Consider the following 17,914-nt stretch of genomic DNA (forward strand, 5'->3'; position numbering starts at 1 on the left):
TGCTTGCTGGGACGCAGGAATCAGTTCAGGTCGCCATCCTGCCAGTAGCGGCTGCCGTTGATGTTGGCATCCAGCAACAGCCCCTTCTCATTGAGGACATAGAGGGCAACGCCGTTGTGGAAAGACTGGCCAAACTTGGCGGATTCGTTCCAGGCCAGGATGCCCGCCTCGGCGCCGCCGCTCCAACCATCGTTGACGAACTTGTCAAAACTGGCTTCATCCTCGAACAGCATCACCTGCTGGTAGAATTTGGCCCCAAAGCCCAGGGCCAGACCGCCCCCCAACATATTCATGTAGGTGCGTTTGCCTCTTGCCCGGTTAACGGCAACACCGGAGCCGCCATTGGTGTGCAGCAGCAGGGAAAACTGTCTGGAATCAAATACCGCATAGCCGTAGGCATCGTCGTACAGGGGTTTGACCTGAGGATGCTCGGTAAGCAGTTTGACCAGGGTCACCTCGGACAGGGTGTTCAGGGCGTCCCTGGCCTCCTGGGGGCTGTCGGGTTCCACCATCTCCTCCAGCTTGGTTTCCCCCTGGTGGTACCAGGTTTTTCCCTTCTCCAAGGCGTCGTCACTCCACTGGCCGGCGCTGTCCAGGGCACCCTCTGCCCAGACGGAGGAGGCCTCCCAGGTGTCCTGACTCCACTCCTTGGTGGCACTCCAGGCTTCCTGGCTCACCTCGGCGGTGCTTTCCCAGGCCTCCTGGCCCACCTCTGAGGCTTTCTCGCCCAGCTCCCTGGCCTTGGCTTTCAGCTCATCCCAGCCTGCCTGGGTGGGAAGGCTCAGGGTGGCGGCCAGCGCCAGCAAGAGTGCCTGTTTCTTCATGGTGCTTTACTCCGATAATCATCTTCGGCGCCAGTGTACCATCGCCAGATGAAAAAGAGGTGAGCGGGCCGCCAGCGGTTGCAGTGGTCGCCGCCGCTGGTTCAGCGGTGCTCAGTCGTCCTCGCCCCAGTCGTCGTAGGGATCCCGTTCGTGCTTGGTGAAGGTCGCGTCGTTGTAGGGCCAGGGCACGGTGGCCAGGAAGGCGGCCAGCTCCGGGGTGCCGGCATGGTGTTCGCGGATCACCGCCAGGGTGCGGTTGATGTGGAAGGGGGAGACCTCTTCGCCACCGCCAATGGCACAAAAGTAGTTCGCCAGCAGCGGCAGCTGCTCTGGTGCCAGGCACAGGGCGTAGGCGGCATTGGCCAGGGGGGGCTCGCCATCATGGCCCACCAGGCGCGCGGCGCAGGGCCAGCGACTGAAGTGGTCAATCAACCGGGCGATCAGCGGGGCACACCCCTCGTGGTGGATCGCCTCATGGAAAAACTGCTTCTCACTCAGGGTCCTGTCCAGGCCATCACTGAACGCCAGATAGAGGGCTCGGCGAGGGGCTTCCTGCCTGGGTTTCACCCTGCCCAGCAGCCGCCCCAACCAGCCGCAGTCACCCCTCTGGGTGTCACACAGGTTTTCCTGCAATGCGGGCAGCAGTCTCAGCAGCTGCGCCAGGGCCTGTTGGCGGCCCTCGGCGCTGTGGAGATCGGTTGTGGTGATATGAACGCAGCCGCTGGGGCCAGGTTGGGCCTGCAGTGTCTCTGGAATCTCCAGCCGTTGGCCCATAAGGGGCCGACAGGCCAGCCACTGCGGCTCCTCCTCCAGAGGCGCTGCGGCCATCGGCTCGGGGAGGGTGGCCTCAAGGTGTTCATCGCACTCGAAGCCGTAGGCCAGGGTTAACCGGTCTAGGTTGCGGCCGGTGGGGACCAGCCGCTCGTGATCGAAGTAAATGGGGGAGCGGCAGCCGCCGTTCGCAGCCTGCTCCCCCAGCCGGTAGAGAGGGGAGAGCCTCTGCCCGTCCAGGCCGATCTTCTGCAGCGTTCCGTCCTGCCAGCCCAGCCAGATCTCGGGCAACTCCGGGTCGAACCAGGCGCCAGTCAGGCAACTGAGAAGCTGCTGCCAGGCGTCGCTGTCGGTATGGGCATACTGGCCGGCGACGATGCGTCCCAGGGCCTCGCCCAGCGACCGATGGCGATGCTCATCCCCCACCTGGGCCAGGTTGATATGGCGCACCACGCGTTGCCACACCACCTCTCCCAGGTTCAGGTCCAGCAGTTGCACCTCGAAGGCGAAGCTGTCTTCACCCACCTGGGTCAGGGTATTCGCCGCGGGCATCAGTGCCAGACCCCGGGCCTTGTCTTGGAACAGCCAGGGACGGACGGTGATATTTTCTGGGGTGGGCTTGCTTGGCAGGGGGCAGCGCTGCTGTTCGCCATTGTCCGGGTTGATGGAGTGAATCCAGTGTTCGCGGAACTTGTAGCCTGGTTTGCTGTTGCGACCGTAAAACGCAAACTGACCGTCACTTCGGCGGGTCAGGGTGGTCAGGTCCAGGTCGCGGTCGTCAATGGGCCAATCAGCAGCCAGAGTGCCTGTCATCAGATCCAGGGCCAACAGGCGGCGCCCTTTGAGCGGTTGCTGGCGGAAGTGGCCAGCCAGCCACAGCCGTTGCTGCGCCGGCTCCAGCCAGGTGGCGGAATCGAAGGAGCAGGTCAACTCCGCCACTTGCGGCATCTGTCGCCGGCCGAGATCGCCGAGGAACACCTTGCCCTTGTTGGTGACGGCCACCAGGAAGCGGTCATCCATGGCTTCGAGCAGGGTCAGCTCGGCGTCCTGGGTCTCTGGCAATTCGCACTGCCACAGCAGCCTGGCTGGGCTGCTGTTCTCCAGCACCTGGATCTGGATGTCGCCCACGTAATCGAGGGAGACAGCCCTGAGTTGATAGGAGAGGGTCATGGTCAATCGTCCTTGCCGCTGAAGGGCCAGGGCAGGGCCTGGCTACCTTGGTGATCGGGATGCCGGTAAATCAGGCGGCGGTTGTCGAGGCTCAGCCCGGTTTGCCACTGCACTGGCCGCAGTGGGGCGCAGCTGTCGCTCAGGTGGATATCCAGGTCGCCGTTTGCTGTTGCCATGATGCTGGGCCTCTACTCTCTGCCCAGCAGGCGTTTGGCCAGCAGTCGCACCCCTTTTGAGCTGTCCTTCAGCATGCTGATCAGTCCGGGCTCGGTCAGCCCCAGCTCATGCAGGCGCTGGGCCAGGGCCTGGCGATCCTTGCCGCTAAGGTAGAGGCTCATCTGCGGCAGTGCCTTGCGGCTGACGGTCTCTCTGAGGTAGTCGTCCGCCCCTGAGTGGAAGGCGAAGGCGACCCGAACCCCTTCGGGGATGTCCAGCTGCCGCAACCGCCGTAGCGCCCATTCAGCTGCGCGCCGCACCAGTGCCTGGCGGGCGTTGGGGTCGCGGATGGTGATGTGACCCACTTGCAGGTGCTGCCAGCGCTCCTCCATGGTCAGCTCGCCCTGAGTGATCTGCTGGGCCACATAGAGGTCGGTCAGCGGCTCGGCTGACAGCAGCTTCAGGGCGGAGACGTGGTGGTTGAGCAGCAGGGTCAGCAGCCGGTCGCTGCGGGCGTCATCCAACAGGCCCCACAGGTAGTACTGGGGCCCCAGGCGGCTCTCGACGTCGGTCCTGGAGTTGAGCTCCTGGCTGAGGGAGGTGGCCAGTGTTGTCTGCGCCTGTTGCCTGTCGGCGTCGCCGTTGAGGTAGGCCAGCACCTTGGCGGCACTGTCATTGGCAAGTTGACGGCGGCGGGTCGGCCGCTCCAGCCAGTCCAGATCCTCCTCCACCTCGGCGTTGCTCGCCAGGTAGCCGGTGAGGGCCTGGGTGAACTCCTCCTCCAGCCACTGGGGCAGCAACGCCTCGGGGTGGCGGCTCTTCAGATCGCGGTAGAACTGCAGCCGCTCCCGGTCCTCACGTCGTCGCAGCACCTGCAGCATCTGTTGATACTGGTTCCAGGCGGAGGCGCCCAGCATGGAGCGGTCATCGGGGCGGGCCTCGCCGTAGTGATCCAGCATCGACACATAGCGTTGCCAGAAGCGCGCATCCGCCGGGCGGTAGCAGGCCAGCTGCTGGTCACTGCACAGCTGGAACACCTCCAGCTCGCGGTCACTGACGCCGCACTTGCTCAGCTGGCGGTGCAGGGTGTGCTCCACTTCGACATCGTTGATCCCCTGATAGAGCGGGTAGTCGGAGTAGGGTTTGCTCAGCAGGCCGATGACCTTCTGGGGGGCCAGGGTCAGCATCAGTTGCAACAGTCGGTGGCTCAGGCGCTCAAGACGTACCGGCGTCCTCCCCAGCCAGCTGGCAATCTGAATCCAGAACAGGCAGTTAAGCCCAAACTGAAAGCCATCGTCGTAGTTGAGCAAGGCGTAGGCGGGCTGCTGGGCGGAGATCTGCGGACCGGTGCTGCCGCCGTCCTGATACAGCGGTTCGGCCAGCAGTTTCGCCATCTGCCGGTGGCGCTCCTGGTCGAAGGGGGCCGGCTCCGCTTCGGTCAGGTAGTGGTGCAGCGCCTCGGGCAGCGCCTCCTCCTCACCCCGCTCACAGATCTGTTCACACAGCATCGGCATCAGGTGGTGATCCAGCCAGGCGGTCATCCGCTGGGCGGCGCCGTCGGCCACCTCGATATCCTGGGCGCACCAGGCGGCGTAGGTCGCGGTCCCCAGGGTTTTTGGCCAGGCCTCCGGGGCCAGCAGTCCCGGGTTGGCGCGGGTGCGCTGGTCCAGCTCCTTCAGTTCGTCCAGTTCCAGCTCATCGCCCCACAGCTCCTCAAGATCCTCGGCCAGGGCCTGCTGATGCTGCTCCTCGCCGCGAGGATCCTGTTGATAGCGCCTGGCATACTCCGTTTCGCTCAGGAGGCCATGTTCATCCACCAGGGTTTCGGTCATCCGTCTCGGGAACTGCGGGCGCCCCAGCAGTCGCCAGAACAGATCCAGCAGTCTAAGCAGTTTCTCCTGCGGCTGCGCCTCATTGAGCAGCTGTTCGAAGTAGTAGGGGAAGGTCGCCACCACATCTTCCTGGGCAAAGGGGCGGCTCAGCCACAGGGACAGGTTTTCCTGGAAGGCTTCCGCGCCCCCATGCTCATAGCGGCCGATGGCGCCGAAGTCGAAGGCGGCCAGGCTCTCCAGCAGGGCGATACCCTCGGCGTCATCCAGCTCTCTCTGGACGTAGGCGCGCAGTCGGGGGCCCTGCTCCAGAGCGCCGATAAAGGTGAGGGCGTTGCCGAACTGGTCGCCGAACAGGCAGCCCTGGTCCCTCTCCTCCAGGTGGGCCTCGGCCACCACCACCAGAGGCTGCCGGGCTTGCGCCTCGATGGCCTGGAACAGCTCCAGCGCCGCGTCTTCCAGGGTTTGGTCCATAAAGGGTTGCTGGTTGACCTCATCCTGCCACTGCTCCTGATGGTGGGGATCGGACGTCACCGGCCATTGGGCCCTCATGCTGTGGAAGAAGTCCAGCACCGGGTGGGTTTCATCCAGGCTGCTCTGGTCGTGGTAGGCCAGCAGCGGCCGCCGCAGCAGGCGTTGGCTCAACTGGTCGCAGAACCACTGGTACTCCTGTGGGTGTTGTTGCAGGTAGTCTGCCAGGTCGGCGTGGGCATCCGTATGGTTGAAGGAGCGGCGCACCTGGGGATTGTCGCAGTAGACATAGGCTTTGAGCAGGTCCCTCGACCAACCGCAACTCTGCACCAGCAGCGCCATCAGCTTGTTGTGGGAGCCCTCGTGCTCGGTGTCCCAGTAGGGGATGAAAAAACCAGCCAGCAGCCAGGCGCACTCATCATGCTCTACCGCCAGCATATACAGGGCTTCCAGGCCAAACAGGTGACAGTCGTCCAGCCACATGTCGCTGGTGTCGTTGCGACGGCGGGCAAAGGCCACCATCGCTTCGGCGGTGGCCACCACCTCCTCCTTTAACTGCGGATGCGCCAGGGCGGCGGCAAACAAGATCGCTTCGCTGAAGTAGATCTCATCGGCGTCGCCCACCCGGGTGGGCATGCCGCCACGCACGCAGGTCATGGCGAAGGCGAGCAGGCGCTCCATCTCGCCGGCGTCGGACGGTTGCAGCCGCCGCGGCTCCCCGCCCTGCTGGGCGACAAACTCCACGTTGAGCATCAGCCCCATCTCCTGGCGGAACGCTTCTCCTGAATCGAGCAGCTCGCGGTAGCGGCCCAGTGCCGCGCGCAGGCTGTCCTGATTGCTGGGGTCGAGGGGGATGAGGATCTGTTTGTCAAACTGGTTCATGGGGGCCCGTGGTCTGGTTGCTGAGAGTGGTCTGGTGCCAAAACTGGTCAGGAATGGTATCAATAATCGACGGGCGAGCAACCATTCTTTAGGATTAAAGTTATTATAAATCAGTATGTTGATCGAATGTTTCCAGAGGGTTTCTGGCCATTGACGGTTCGGGCTGGCTCAGATTGCCGACGGGGAGGGAAACCTTAGCCCAAGGTGGCGTCGCTGGTTCAAGTACGGTACCTCGGCAAGGGGTACCGTCGAACCGTTGGCGTGGGTCCGCTGGCGATCACGCGGTTTCTGTTATCAGGTACTGTTGCAGCTGGCGGCGAATCTGCTCGGGCATGACGGTTTTCCGGTTGTTGTGGAAGTCGTACACCACCACTTCGGCACTGCCCACCGAGGTGACCGCCCGTTGGCTCTGGCTGAATACCTGATACTCCATGGTGAACCTGTCGTCGCTCAGCTCAGTGATGCGGGTGCCCACCAGCACGGAATCGGGAAAGAACAGGGGGCGCTTAAAGCGGCAGCGGGTTTCCGCCAGGATGGGGCCGATGCCGGTTTTCTTCAGCTCCTCCATCAGACCGATCTGATTGAAGAAGTCGATGCGGGCGGTCTCGAAGTAGCGGAAATAGACCACGTTATTGACGTGTTGCAGGGCATCCATCTCTCCCCAGGCAACCTGGATAGGGGTGTGGATGGGAAAGGTTTGAGTGAAACTCTCCATGATAAATTCAAACGTCCGTTTAGATTGGGTGTTTTAACTTAACAGGGGGATGGGGGAAAAACAAACGGGCCACCCTGAGGTGGCCCGTTGCAGAATCAGGCGACTTCCGCCGGCTGCTCCTCTTCGATGGGTTCGTCTCCGGCCAGCTCATCGACGATGGCGGCGCAGACCGCATCGCCGGTGATGTTCAGGGCGGTACGGATCATGTCGAAGATGCGGTCCAGGGCGAACAGCAGTGGCAGGCCTTCAATGGGGATGCCTGCGGCCAGGAGCACGGCGACCACCAGGAAGGAGGGACCAGGCACACCGGCCTGGCCGACGGCGCCCAGGGTGGCGGTGAGGATGATGGCCACGTAGGCGCCCAGTCCCAGATCCACCTGGAATGCCTGGGCGAAAAAGACCGCCACCAGGCCATAGTAGATGGCGTTGCCACTCATGTTGATGGTGGCACCCAGGGGCAGCACGAAGCTGGCGGTGGAGTTGCGGATGCCCAGCTCCTTCTCACACACATCCATGGTCACTGGCAGGGTGGCCATGGAGGAGGCGGTGGAGAGGGCCACAGCCTGGGGCTTCTTCATGGAGGAGACAAACTTGCTGACCGGAATGCGGGTCAGGGTCTTGATCATCGCCGGGTAGAACAGGAAGCCGTAGATGAGGATGGTGGCCACATACACCAGGAACAGGTTCATCACCGTGCTCAGGGCGGCAAAGCCAAAGGTGCCCACGGCCTCGGCCATCAGGCCGAATACGCCGATGGGGGCGACTTTCATCACCACATTAATCATCCAGACAAAGGCGTCCACCACGGTGTTGATGCCGTCGATCAGCGGCTTGGAGCGGCTGGCTTCCACCTTGGAAAGGGCGATGCCGAAGAACAGGCAGAACACCAGAATCTGCAGGATGTTGCCGTCATGCAGTGAGGTGAACACATTGGTGGGGATCATGCCGGTGATGGTGGCCCAGAAGGTGGGCAGTTGGCCCTTGTCCGCCAGGTTGCCTTCGTACATGGCGTCCACGGCGGAGAAGTCGATGCCGATGCCGGGCTGGAAGATCTCCCCCATGGCCAGGGCCAGGGCGACGGCGACGGCAGAGGTCAGCCCGAAGAAACCCAGGGTGGTCAGGCCGACGCGGCCGGCGGCGTGGCTGTTGCCCAGGCCCGCTGCACCACTGATGATGGCCACGGCCACCAGGGGAATCACCAGCATCTTGATCAGGTGAATGAAGATGCTGCCCAGGGGAGCGAACGCCGCGGCATCCTCCCCGAGAAGAATACCGACCAGGGTGCCGACGATCATGGCAATGATCACCTGAACACCTATGTTGCTCAGCAGACTCGTTTTCTTTTGCACAGGTAACGCCTTTGTTAAGAGGTTGTTGATCTAAAAACTAATTAATTCAATGAGCTATGACTCTTGTTCGGTCACTTTTTCCAATATGCCGCATGGTTTTACTCCCTTTAAATCCGCATTTCAAACCCGGAAACGGCTAATTGCGACCTGGTCATAACTAAGGCAATGAAATCCCGGCTGTTGTTTATTTTTGGGCCTGAATCTCCACGTCGGGGCGGTGTTAAAAAAGGGGGAGGAGGATGTGTACCCCTGTGTCGTTCTCTGTTGTGGAAATGGGGGTGTTTCGACGGTGCGATGAAATGGGATCCGCTCTGAGTCGGTCTGGTTGGGCGGACGATAACAAGACAAGAGACCTAGCATGGAACTGATACGCCAATTTCACCGAGCCAACCTGAGCGAGAACAGCCTGATTCGCTACCTGGTCGTGGTGACCTCCGGATACCTCATCTGGATGGGACTGCTCAAACTCAGTGAATCTGAACTCAAGATGATCCAGTACTGGTTGGGAGGGAGCAGCCTGTGGGCGCCGGTGTTGCAGTGGTTGCCCGTCAAGGCGCTCGCCACCGCCATGCTGGTGACTGAGACCCTGTTTGGCGGCCTGCTGCTCTCTGCCCTATGGGGAGGGCGCTTTGCCTGGGTGGGCGCCCTGGGCGCACTGCTGATCTTCGCCCTGAACTTTGGGCTGCTGTTCACCAACCCCATTTTCGTGGCCGACCTGGGTGGCTTTCCCTGGTTGGGCGCCGGTCAGGGGTTGATCAAGTATCTGGCGATGTTTGCCGTGGCCCTCTATCTGTTTGCCCATCTGGCTCAGACTGCCGGGGTGACTAACAAGGGAGCCTTCCTCAAAGGCTGGGCGTCCCGGCTGGCCCTGGCGGGCATAGTGTTGGTGATGGGCTGGATAGGTTTCCTCAAGTTTCAGCCCTACGAAGCCCAAGGCATAGTGGACTTGATGGAATCCAACTGGCTGTTCAGCTGGACCTATCTGATCTGGGATGTGCAAGGCGCCTCCAAATTCATCGGTGTGGTGGAGCTGGTGTTCATGGTGGGGATTCTGGCCTTTCCCTTCAGTGTCACCCTCGGACGCCTCGGCGCCCTGGGGATCGCCCTGACCGCATTCGGCACCCTGAGCTTCCTGTTCTCCCTGCCCGGCTGGAGTGCCGATGCCTATTTTCCTCTGCTCAACAGCAGTGGTGTTTTTATTATTAAGGATCAGTTACTTCTGGCTGCCGCCGCCATACTCTGGCATAAATACCCTAGTTGCGACATTGCTAAATAAGAAATCTCTAATATAATGTGGGTTCACTCATGGAGAGAACCCACAGGAGAGTAGGGATGAGAAATGCCGTGGCCATTGGCCTGATGTCGCTGGTGAGCATGGGCGTCTGGGCAGCAGAACCCGACGAGATGCGGCCAGAGGGCTTATCGGTCATCAAGCAGTTTGGCAGTACCCTGAAGCCCAGCCTCAAGGCGGCGATGCAATCCGGCGGGCCGGTGGCAGCGGTGGAGGTGTGTGCCAGTCAGGCACCGAAGATTGCCGCCCAGCTGACTGCGCAGAGTGGCTGGCAGATAAGCCGGGTCAGCCTCAAGCCAAGGAACGGCCAGACGGCCCAGGCGGATCAATGGGAAGCCCAGGTGCTGGCAGAGTTTGAGCAGCGATTGCTGGCGGGTGCAGCGCCCAAGAGCCTGATTGCCGAGCGCCATCAGCCACAAGAGTTCCGGCTGATGAAAGGCATTGTCATCGACCAGGTTTGCCTGCAGTGTCATGGCCAGCAACTGGCCCCTGAGGTAAAGCAAGCTATTGCAGAGCACTACCCTTGGGATCAGGCCACTGGTTATGAGCTTGGGCAGTTGCGGGGAGCGTTCAGCGTCAGTCGCAGGCTGTGACTGAGCGAGCCGGGGTCAGAGCCTGACCCCGGTGACGCTGCCGCTGATCCCTGAGGTTTCTACCCGGCCGCCCCGGTCTGAGGTAAGGGTCAGGTCGCCACGCAGATCCCTGACCCGAATATCTCCCTTGCCATCTTTGAGTGTCACCTTGCCGCGGATATTGGCCAGGTCGGTGTCGCCACTCTTGTTGGTGATCTTCACCTTACCCTCCACCCGGTTGAGGGTGATGTTGCCGCTGCCATCGCTGATTCTCACCTGGCCCTGGATGTTGCGGGTGACGATGGCTCCGGACTGATCATTGAGGGCCAGGCTGCCGTCGTGGTTTTCCACCAGGATCTCGCCCTGATTGTCGTTGATCTTCAGTTTGCTCTGACAGTTCTTCACCTGGATATCACCGCTGCCGTCGTTGAGGGTGAATTTGCCTTTGGTGTTTTGCAGCACTATCTCGCCGGGGCCATCGATCACCCTGCCTCCTTTACGAACGCCAGTGATGCGGATATCGCCGCCACCGTCGCGCAGATCCAGGAACAGGGATTGGGGCATGCGGATCTCAAGGTCGATGCTGGCCTGATGCTGCTTGGCCGGTATCTGCTTCTGATAACCCGCCTTGAGGGTCAGCTTCTTGCCGTCTGCTTTGAGGTAGGTGTCCATCAGGGTGCGCAAATGACGCTGGGCCTCCTTGGCCGAGCCCGGGTAGCGGTAGGTCAGGCGCGCCTCCACCTCTTTCAACCCTTTCACTCCGGTCACGGTGAGGTCGCCATCCCCGGCAAACACCAGCAGCTTGGTGATGCCTTGGGTGTCGTGAGACAGGGTTATGGTCTGGGTTGCACTCCAGGCGGGAAGGGCAGTCAGGGTTAACATCAGCAGCAGGGTTCGCATCTCGGCTCTCTTCCTTGTGGTGGCCAGGTGGTTGATTCCTGAGCGAAAGCTAGCAAGCTCCTGGGAAGATGTCGACGCGTTGAGGCTGAGGGAGGCTGGGGAAGCGCCCCATTGGTTGGGGAGCGACCGGGTGGCGGAGTTTTGGCACCCGGTGCTCTGTCGGGTCGGGTTAGCGGGTTTCGACTTCGGCGATCTCCACCTTCAGCTGATACACCTCACGTTGTTCCACCTCCAGACGCAGCTCCAGTCCCTCTTTACTGGTGCCAGGGCGCAGGTAGGTGTCGGCCATCCGCTTGATGGAGCGCCACATGGGCAGGGTGTCCTGACCCAGTACCTGACCGAACTCATCCATCACGGTCATGCGCACATCCACCTCGATGATCGCCTCGCGCCCCTGGTTGGTGACCGAGGTGGGGATGATCAGCTCCCCCCCTTGATAGCGGGCCCGGCCCAGCAGGGCATCCAGGCCGTAGTCTGACAGCTGCATGACATCCTTGGCCTCGCCCGGGCGGACGATGACGCCACTGGACATCGGCTTTTTCGGCATCGCATCAGGCTTGGATGGGGCGGCTGCCTTGGGCAGGGCCGGAATGGCGGTGGCGGCCACAGGGGCTTGCGGCTCGGCAGGCAACGGCTGGGCCTTCGCGGCGTCGTCGACCTTGGGGGCCTCGGGCGCCAGATACTGCCAAGTAAAATCGTCATGGAGAATCACCTTGCGGCCATCCTCCAGGGTGACCACCTGATCGGCTGCCTGGGCGGTGAAGCCCATCATCAGTGCCAGCATGGCGGCAAAGGGTTTGATTGACATAGTGTTAGTCCTATTCCTCGCATTCAGGGCAGACTACCAGAAATCCCTGGTGGATGCTTCAGTCCCGACGGCGGCGATAGTGGTGCTTGGTGATGGCCCCCAGCATCACTTCCGAGCTCAGGTGTTGGAACCACAGGGGGGTGGCGAGGTCGCCAAACAGGGGCGTGCCGCCGCCCAGCAGCACCGGCAGCTGACTGATGATCATCTCATCGATGAGATCCGCCTCCAGGAAGCTCTGGATGGTCTGGCCCCCGTCGATGTAGAGCCGCTGAAATCCCCTGTCATTGAGTTGGCGGGTGACCTCCGCTGGCAAGCCCTGGATCAGTTCAGCCTTGCCCTTTAGCGTTTCGGGGAGGGTACTTAGGGTTCGGCTCAGGACAAACACCGGCTTGCTGTAAGGCCACTCCCCTTCAAAACCACACACGGTGTCAAAGGTGTTACGCCCCATCACCAGGGCATCCACCGATGCCATAAAGGCGCCGAAGCCGCAGTCGTCCTGCTCCGGGTTGGGCAGGGTGGTCAGCCACTCCAGTCCGCCCTGTTTGTCGGCGATGTAGTTGTCCAGACTGGTTCCGATAAAGACGATGTTGCTCATGTTCTCTCCGTTCATTGCAGGTGGCCACTCAGGTTCTGCTTGGCTTTGATGGATGGTTATTCTACACTGTAGAAATTGTATTTTCAGACTAGCTGGAGAGAGTTTTGACTGTCAAGGGGAAACGTCGTGGCCGGCCTCAGGGAGGAGCGGCCCTGTCCAGGGAGCGCATTCTGGAGGCGGCGGCTTCGCTGCTGGGACAGGAGGGTAAGGTGCCGAGTTTAAGGAAGCTTGGGGGAGAGCTGGAGGTGGACGTGATGGCCCTGTACCACTACTTCCCCAACAAGGGCGCCCTGCTGGAAGCCCTGTGTTGCCAACTGGTCTCGGGCATCTATACGCCGCAAGAGGGTCAGCCCTGGCGACAGGAGCTGACGCGGTTGAGCCAGAGCTACCTTTCCCTGTTGCGTCGCCATGGCGGCTTGCTGGAAACCCTGTTGGGGATGTCCACCTCGGGACCGGCTCAGGTGTTCATGGCGCGCTTTGACCAGGCGGTGGCCCCCCTGAGCCTGAATGAGACGCAGCGAGGCCATGCCATGGCATTGCTGGTGGATTACCTCCATGGCTTCGCCCTGGCGATCCACTGCAACAGCTGCGGTGGCCTGGAGGATGACGGCCATCTTGAGGGACCACTGAACTTCTACCTGGATGCCCTGGAGGCCAGGGCCTGAAAAAAACAGGGCGCCAGAGGCGCCCTTGTGGGTGTTGTCTGCTTAGCCGTGCAGCAATGGCGCCAGCCATTTGCGCGCCTGCGCCTCGCTCCAGCCCTTGCGCCGGGCGTAATCCTGCAGCTGGTCCTCGCCGATGTCGGTCACGCCGAAGTAGCGGGATTCGGGGTGGGCGAAGTACCAGCCGGAAACCGCCGCGGTGGGGTACATGGCAAAGCTCTCGGTGATATCGAGGCCGATGTGGTGATCCGGTTGCAGCAGCTGCCACAGGGTGCCCTTCTCGGTGTGATCCGGACAGGCAGCGTAGCCCGGGGCCGGACGAATCCCCTTGTAACGCTCGCGGATCAGCGACTCGTTATCCAGCTGCTCGGCGGCGTCATAGCCCCAGAACTCCTTGCGCACCCGCTCATGCATCCGCTCCGCCAGGGCTTCCGCCAGGCGATCCGCCAGGGCCTTTAACATGATGGCGTTGTAGTCGTCGCCGGCCGCTTCGAAGCGTGCCACATGGGGTTCGATGCCGATGCCGGCGGTGACCGCGAAGGCGCCCATGTAGTCTTTCTTGCCGCTCTCTTTGGGGGCCACGAAGTCGGACAGGGCAAAGTTGTGGTTGCCCGCGCGCTCTATCTGCTGGCGCAGCATATGCAATTTGGCGATGGCGGTCTCGCGGCCGTCGTCGGCGTAGAGTTCGATGTCATCCACATCCGTGGTGTTGGCGGGGAACAGGCCGATCACCGCGGCGGCTTTGAGCCACTGCTGATCAATGAGGGTCTCCAACATCTTCTGACCGTTGGCGTAGAGCTCGCTGGCCTCTTCACCCACCTTGGGATCCTCGAGGATATCCGGGAAGCGACCGTGCAGGCCCCAGCTGCGGAAGAAGGGGGTCCAGTCGATGCGCTCCAGCAGGTCGGTCAGCGGATACTCCTTGAACACCCGCACCCCGGTTTGCTTGGGCTTGCAAGGCTGGTGGTTGTGCCAGTCGATGGCGTTGCGGTTGGCCCTGGCCTGCTCCAGAGAAACCAGGGTCTTACGCCGGCCCTGGGCTTCCCGGCGCGCCTTGAGTTCGCCATACTCGGCGTACACCTGCTCTACGAAGCCCTGGCGCTGATTCTTATCGATCAGCTTGGCCACCACAGGCACGGTACGGGAGGCGTCCGGCACATAGATGGCGCCGTGGGGGTAGTGCTGATGGATCTTCACCGCGGTGTGGATCTTCGAGGTGGTCGCCCCGCCGATAAAGCAGGGGATCGTCAGTCCCGCCTTCTGGAACGCCTTGACGTTGTGGATCATCTCATCCAGAGAGGGGGTGATCAGTCCGGACATGCCGATGGCGTCGGCGTTTTCGGCAATGGCGGTCTCGATGATCTTCTCCACCGGCACCATGACTCCCAGGTCGATCACCTCGTAGCCGTTGCACTGCAGCACCACGGCGACGATGTTCTTGCCGATGTCGTGCACATCCCCTTTCACCGTGGCCATGACGATCTTGCCGGCGCTGCTGACCTCCTGCTTGCTCTCTTCGATGTAGGGAGTCAGGTAGGCCACCGCCTGTTTCATCACCCGGGCGGATTTCACCACCTGAGGCAGGAACATTTTGCCGTCGCCGAACAGATCCCCCACCACATTCATGCCATCCATCAGCGGGCCCTCGATCACCTGGAGGGGGGCGTCCGCTTCCAGGCGGGCCTGTTCGGTGTCCTCTTCGATAAAGTCGGTGATCCCCTTCACCAGGGCGTGCTCCAGCCGCTTGGTCACCGGCCAGCTGCGCCACTCAGCGTCTCTGGGATCCGCTTCGGCGGCGCCGTCGCCCCGGTACTTTTCGGCCACGGCCAGCAATCGCTCTGTGCCGTCCGGGCGGCGATTGAGCACCACATCCTCCACCCGCTCCCGCAGCTCATCCGGAATGTCGTCGTAGATTGCCAACTGGCCGGCGTTGACGATCCCCATGGTGAGGCCGGCGTGGATGGCGTGGTAGAGGAACACCGCGTGGATCGCTTCCCTTACCGGGTTGTTGCCCCGGAAGGAGAAGGAGACGTTGGAGACGCCGCCGGAGATCATCGCGTGGGACAGGGTCTGCTTGATGGTGCGGGTGGCCTCGATGAAGTCCACGGCGTAGTTGTCGTGCTCCTCGATGCCGGTGGCGATGGCGAAGATATTGGGATCGAAGATGATGTCCTGGGGCGGGAAGCCCACTTTGTCGGTGAGCACCCGGTAGGCACGGGTGCAGATCTCCACCTTGCGCTCATAGGTGTCCGCCTGGCCCTGCTCGTCGAAGGCCATGACGATGGCGGCGGCGCCGTAGCGGCGGATCAGCTTCGCCTGCTGGATGAAGGCCTCTTCCCCCTCCTTGAGGGAGATGGAGTTGACCACCCCCTTGCCCTGGATGCACTTGAGGCCGGCCTCGATCACCTCCCACTTGGAGGAGTCGATCATGATCGGTACCCGGGCGATCTCCGGCTCGGAGGCGATCAGCTTGAGGAAGCGCTCCATGGCGGCGACGCCGTCGAGCATCCCCTCATCCATGTTGATGTCGATGATCTGGGCGCCGTTCTCCACCTGCTGGCGGGCCACGGAGAGGGCGGTTTCGTAATCCCCCTCCTTGATCAGCCGCAGGAAACGGGCGGAGCCGGTGACATTGGTGCGCTCGCCGACGTTGACGAACAGGGCGTCGGCGTCGATGGTGCAGGGCTCCAGGCCGGCCAGGCGACAGGCCACCGGGATCTGCGGGGCACGCCTGGGGGCGTACTGATCCACCGCCGCCTTGATGGCACTGATGTGCTCCGGAGTGGTGCCGCAGCAGCCGCCGACGATGTTCAGCCAGCCCTCAGAGGCCCATTGGCCGATGATCTCGGCCATCTGCTCCGGGGTTTCGTCGTACTCGCCGAATTCGTTGGGCAGGCCGGCATTGGGGTGGGCCGACACCGGAAACTCACTGATGCGTGCCAATTCCTCCACATAGGGGGAGAGCTCCTTGGGACCCAGGGCGCAGTTGAGGCCAATGGCCACCGGTTGGATGTGGGTCAGGGAGTTGTAGAAGGCTTCGGTGGTCTGGCCGGTGAGGGTACGCCCCGAGGCATCGGTGATGGTGCCGGAGATCATCACCGGCAGGGAGCGACCCAGCTCCTCGAACAGGGTGTCGATGGCAAACAGGGCCGCCTTGGCGTTGAGGGTATCGAACACCGTCTCCACCAGCAGGATGTCGGCGCCGCCCTCCATCAGGGCCTGGGCCGACTCATGGAAGGCAGTCACCAACTGGTCGAAACTGATGTTGCGATAACCGGGATCATTCACGTCCGGGCTGATGGAGCAGGTGCGGTTGGTGGGCCCCAATACCCCGGCCACAAACCGGGGGACGCCGGTCTCCTCGGCCACCTGGTCCGCCACCTGACGGGCCAGCCTGGCGGACTCGAAGTTGATCTCCCTGGAGAGTGACTCCATCTGGTAGTCGGCCATGGCGATGGTGGTGGAGTTGAAGGTGTTGGTTTCGATGATGTCGGCACCGGCCTGCAGATAGGCACGGTGGATGCCGGCAATGATCTCGGGCTGGGTCAGGGAGAGCAGATCGTTGTTGCCCTTGAGCTGGCAGGGCCAGTCGGCAAAGCGCTCCCCACGGTAATCCTCCTCCTCCAGGCGGTGACCCTGGATCATGGTGCCCATGGCGCCGTCCAGAATCAGTATCCGCTGTTCGAGGAGTTGCTGCAGTGTGGTAGCCATGGCGCCGTCCCTAATTTCCCAAATAGACATTTATACGTTTAGACGTCTATCTTAGCCAAGGTGATGGCCCGTGGATAGCCCCCCAGGGTAAAAAAAGCGCAATGGCGCCATAGTGGTCGATTATGGGCGGGATGCCTCCGGCTTGGGGTCTGCCCCTTGGATTTCCCTGCGCTTTGGGTCATGATTTCCCTGACATCACCATTTACCCAAGGAGAGAGGATGATCGACCACGCCGAGGCGGTGCGCCGTTTCGCCGAATTGGGCCATGACACCAGGCTGAGCATTTTCCGCCTGCTGGTCAAAGGGGGCCTGCAGGGGCTGAATGTGGGCGAGATTCAGCAGCATCTGTCCATTCCCGGATCGACCCTGAGCCATCACATCAGCCGGCTGATGAACGCCAACCTGGTGACCCAGGAGCGACGTGGCCGTGAGCTGATCTGTCGCGCAAACCTGGAAGCCACCGATGAACTGATGGGCTTTCTCAGTGCCGAGTGTTGCTCCCTGGAGAGCTCGGACTGACCCGAATCACTGTGGGTTTTCCCATGCCATGGGCCGAAAGAACCCCGTAAAATGAACCCTTTTCCTTGCAGATACAGGATGAATCCATGACCGATACGAACCAGCGCCACAAGGAACGGCAGCAGAAGGTAAAAGAGAAGGTGGATGCCAAGGTCGCCCAGGCCCAGGAGGAGCGGGGCGTGGTGCTGATCCTAACCGGGAACGGCAAAGGAAAATCCACCGCGGGCTTTGGTACCGTGGCCCGTGCCGTCGGTCATGGCCAGAACTGCGCCGTGGCTCAGTTCATCAAGGGCAACTGGGCCTGCGGTGAGCGGGACTTGCTGGCCGGACACGGCGTGCGCTTCCATGTGATGGCCACCGGCTTTACCTGGGAGACCCAGGACAAGGAAGCGGACACGGCCGCGGCCCAGGAGGTGTGGCAGCAAATAAAGCAGGAGCTGGCGGATCCCAAAGTGGACCTGGTGCTGCTGGATGAGATCACCTACATGACCAATTACGGTTACCTGGATCTGGATGAGGTGATTCAGGCCATCGCCGACAGGCCGCGGGAGCAGAGCGTGGTGATCACCGGTCGCGCCGCCCACCGTCGTTTGGAGGAGCTGGCGGACACCGTCTCGGAAGTGCGGCCACTCAAGCACGCCTTCGAGGCGGGCATCAAGGCACGTAAAGGGGTAGACTGGTAAGCCTGA

General features: G+C 61.9%; 15 protein-coding genes. 5 read left to right on the top strand and 10 right to left on the bottom strand.

Features of this window, described 5'->3' with window-relative positions:
* Window positions 1-20 precede the first annotated feature (20 nt).
* From QUE41_RS03945 to QUE41_RS03970, 6 genes are all read right to left on the bottom strand, one after another.
* Window positions 21-824 carry a lipid-binding SYLF domain-containing protein gene (locus tag QUE41_RS03945; RefSeq protein ID WP_286341635.1) on the bottom strand — a complete coding sequence of 268 codons (804 nt, stop codon included), beginning with the start codon at window positions 822-824 and terminating at the stop codon, window positions 21-23.
* 111 nt (window positions 825-935) lie between these two features.
* Complete coding sequence (locus QUE41_RS03950) at window positions 936-2,765, bottom strand: hypothetical protein (RefSeq protein WP_286341636.1); 1,830 nt, start codon at window positions 2,763-2,765, stop codon at window positions 936-938.
* Between the two features lie 2 nt (window positions 2,766-2,767).
* Complete coding sequence (locus tag QUE41_RS03955; RefSeq protein ID WP_286341637.1) at window positions 2,768-2,941, bottom strand: hypothetical protein; 174 nt, start codon at window positions 2,939-2,941, stop codon at window positions 2,768-2,770.
* A 12-nt stretch (window positions 2,942-2,953) separates the two neighbouring features.
* Window positions 2,954-6,103, bottom strand: coding sequence for a hypothetical protein (locus QUE41_RS03960; RefSeq protein WP_286341638.1), 3,150 nt, complete (start codon window positions 6,101-6,103; stop codon window positions 2,954-2,956).
* 277 nt (window positions 6,104-6,380) lie between these two features.
* A complete protein-coding gene (locus QUE41_RS03965) occupies window positions 6,381-6,818 on the bottom strand; it encodes an acyl-CoA thioesterase (RefSeq protein WP_286341639.1) in 438 nt (145 codons plus the stop codon).
* A gap of 95 nt (window positions 6,819-6,913) precedes the next feature.
* A complete protein-coding gene (locus QUE41_RS03970) occupies window positions 6,914-8,167 on the bottom strand; it encodes a dicarboxylate/amino acid:cation symporter (protein WP_286341640.1) in 1,254 nt (417 codons plus the stop codon).
* A 358-nt stretch (window positions 8,168-8,525) separates the two neighbouring features.
* Here QUE41_RS03970 and QUE41_RS03975 point away from each other — a divergent pair, with 358 nt between their 5' ends.
* Complete coding sequence (locus tag QUE41_RS03975; protein WP_286341641.1) at window positions 8,526-9,443, top strand: DUF417 family protein; 918 nt, start codon at window positions 8,526-8,528, stop codon at window positions 9,441-9,443.
* A gap of 56 nt (window positions 9,444-9,499) precedes the next feature.
* A complete protein-coding gene (locus QUE41_RS03980; protein WP_286341642.1) occupies window positions 9,500-10,051 on the top strand; it encodes a Tll0287-like domain-containing protein in 552 nt (183 codons plus the stop codon).
* Window positions 10,052-10,066: 15 nt separating this feature from the next.
* Here QUE41_RS03980 and QUE41_RS03985 read toward each other — a convergent pair whose 3' ends face one another.
* The 3 genes from QUE41_RS03985 to QUE41_RS03995 form a co-directional block, all read right to left on the bottom strand.
* The gene (locus QUE41_RS03985; protein ID WP_286341643.1) at window positions 10,067-10,930 is read right to left on the bottom strand and encodes a DUF4097 family beta strand repeat-containing protein; all 864 of its coding nucleotides are present in this window, start codon (window positions 10,928-10,930) and stop codon (window positions 10,067-10,069) included.
* A 169-nt stretch (window positions 10,931-11,099) separates the two neighbouring features.
* Window positions 11,100-11,738 (bottom strand): DUF3157 family protein, encoded by a 639-nt coding sequence (locus QUE41_RS03990; RefSeq protein ID WP_286341644.1) that lies wholly within the window; start codon window positions 11,736-11,738, stop codon window positions 11,100-11,102.
* Window positions 11,739-11,796: 58 nt separating this feature from the next.
* Window positions 11,797-12,333, bottom strand: coding sequence for a dihydrofolate reductase family protein (locus QUE41_RS03995; protein WP_286341645.1), 537 nt, complete (start codon window positions 12,331-12,333; stop codon window positions 11,797-11,799).
* A gap of 104 nt (window positions 12,334-12,437) precedes the next feature.
* Between QUE41_RS03995 and QUE41_RS04000 the strand changes: the two genes are divergently transcribed.
* The gene (locus QUE41_RS04000; protein WP_286341646.1) at window positions 12,438-12,998 is read left to right on the top strand and encodes a TetR/AcrR family transcriptional regulator; all 561 of its coding nucleotides are present in this window, start codon (window positions 12,438-12,440) and stop codon (window positions 12,996-12,998) included.
* A 42-nt stretch (window positions 12,999-13,040) separates the two neighbouring features.
* On the opposite strand, the gene metH is transcribed toward QUE41_RS04000, so the two are convergent.
* Entirely contained in the window at window positions 13,041-16,736 is a 3,696-nt protein-coding gene (gene metH, locus QUE41_RS04005) for a methionine synthase (RefSeq protein WP_502875941.1), read from the bottom strand.
* A gap of 189 nt (window positions 16,737-16,925) precedes the next feature.
* On the opposite strand from metH, the gene QUE41_RS04010 reads away from it, so the two are divergent.
* Both QUE41_RS04010 and cobO read left to right on the top strand, forming a co-directional pair.
* The gene (locus QUE41_RS04010; protein ID WP_286341648.1) at window positions 16,926-17,225 is read left to right on the top strand and encodes an ArsR/SmtB family transcription factor; all 300 of its coding nucleotides are present in this window, start codon (window positions 16,926-16,928) and stop codon (window positions 17,223-17,225) included.
* 86 nt (window positions 17,226-17,311) lie between these two features.
* Entirely contained in the window at window positions 17,312-17,908 is a 597-nt protein-coding gene (gene cobO / locus QUE41_RS04015) for a cob(I)yrinic acid a,c-diamide adenosyltransferase (protein WP_286341649.1), read from the top strand.
* Window positions 17,909-17,914 lie beyond the last annotated feature (6 nt).

The organism is Ferrimonas sp. YFM (genome assembly GCF_030296015.1).
In the GTDB taxonomy this organism is placed as follows: Bacteria; Pseudomonadota; Gammaproteobacteria; order Enterobacterales; family Shewanellaceae; genus Ferrimonas.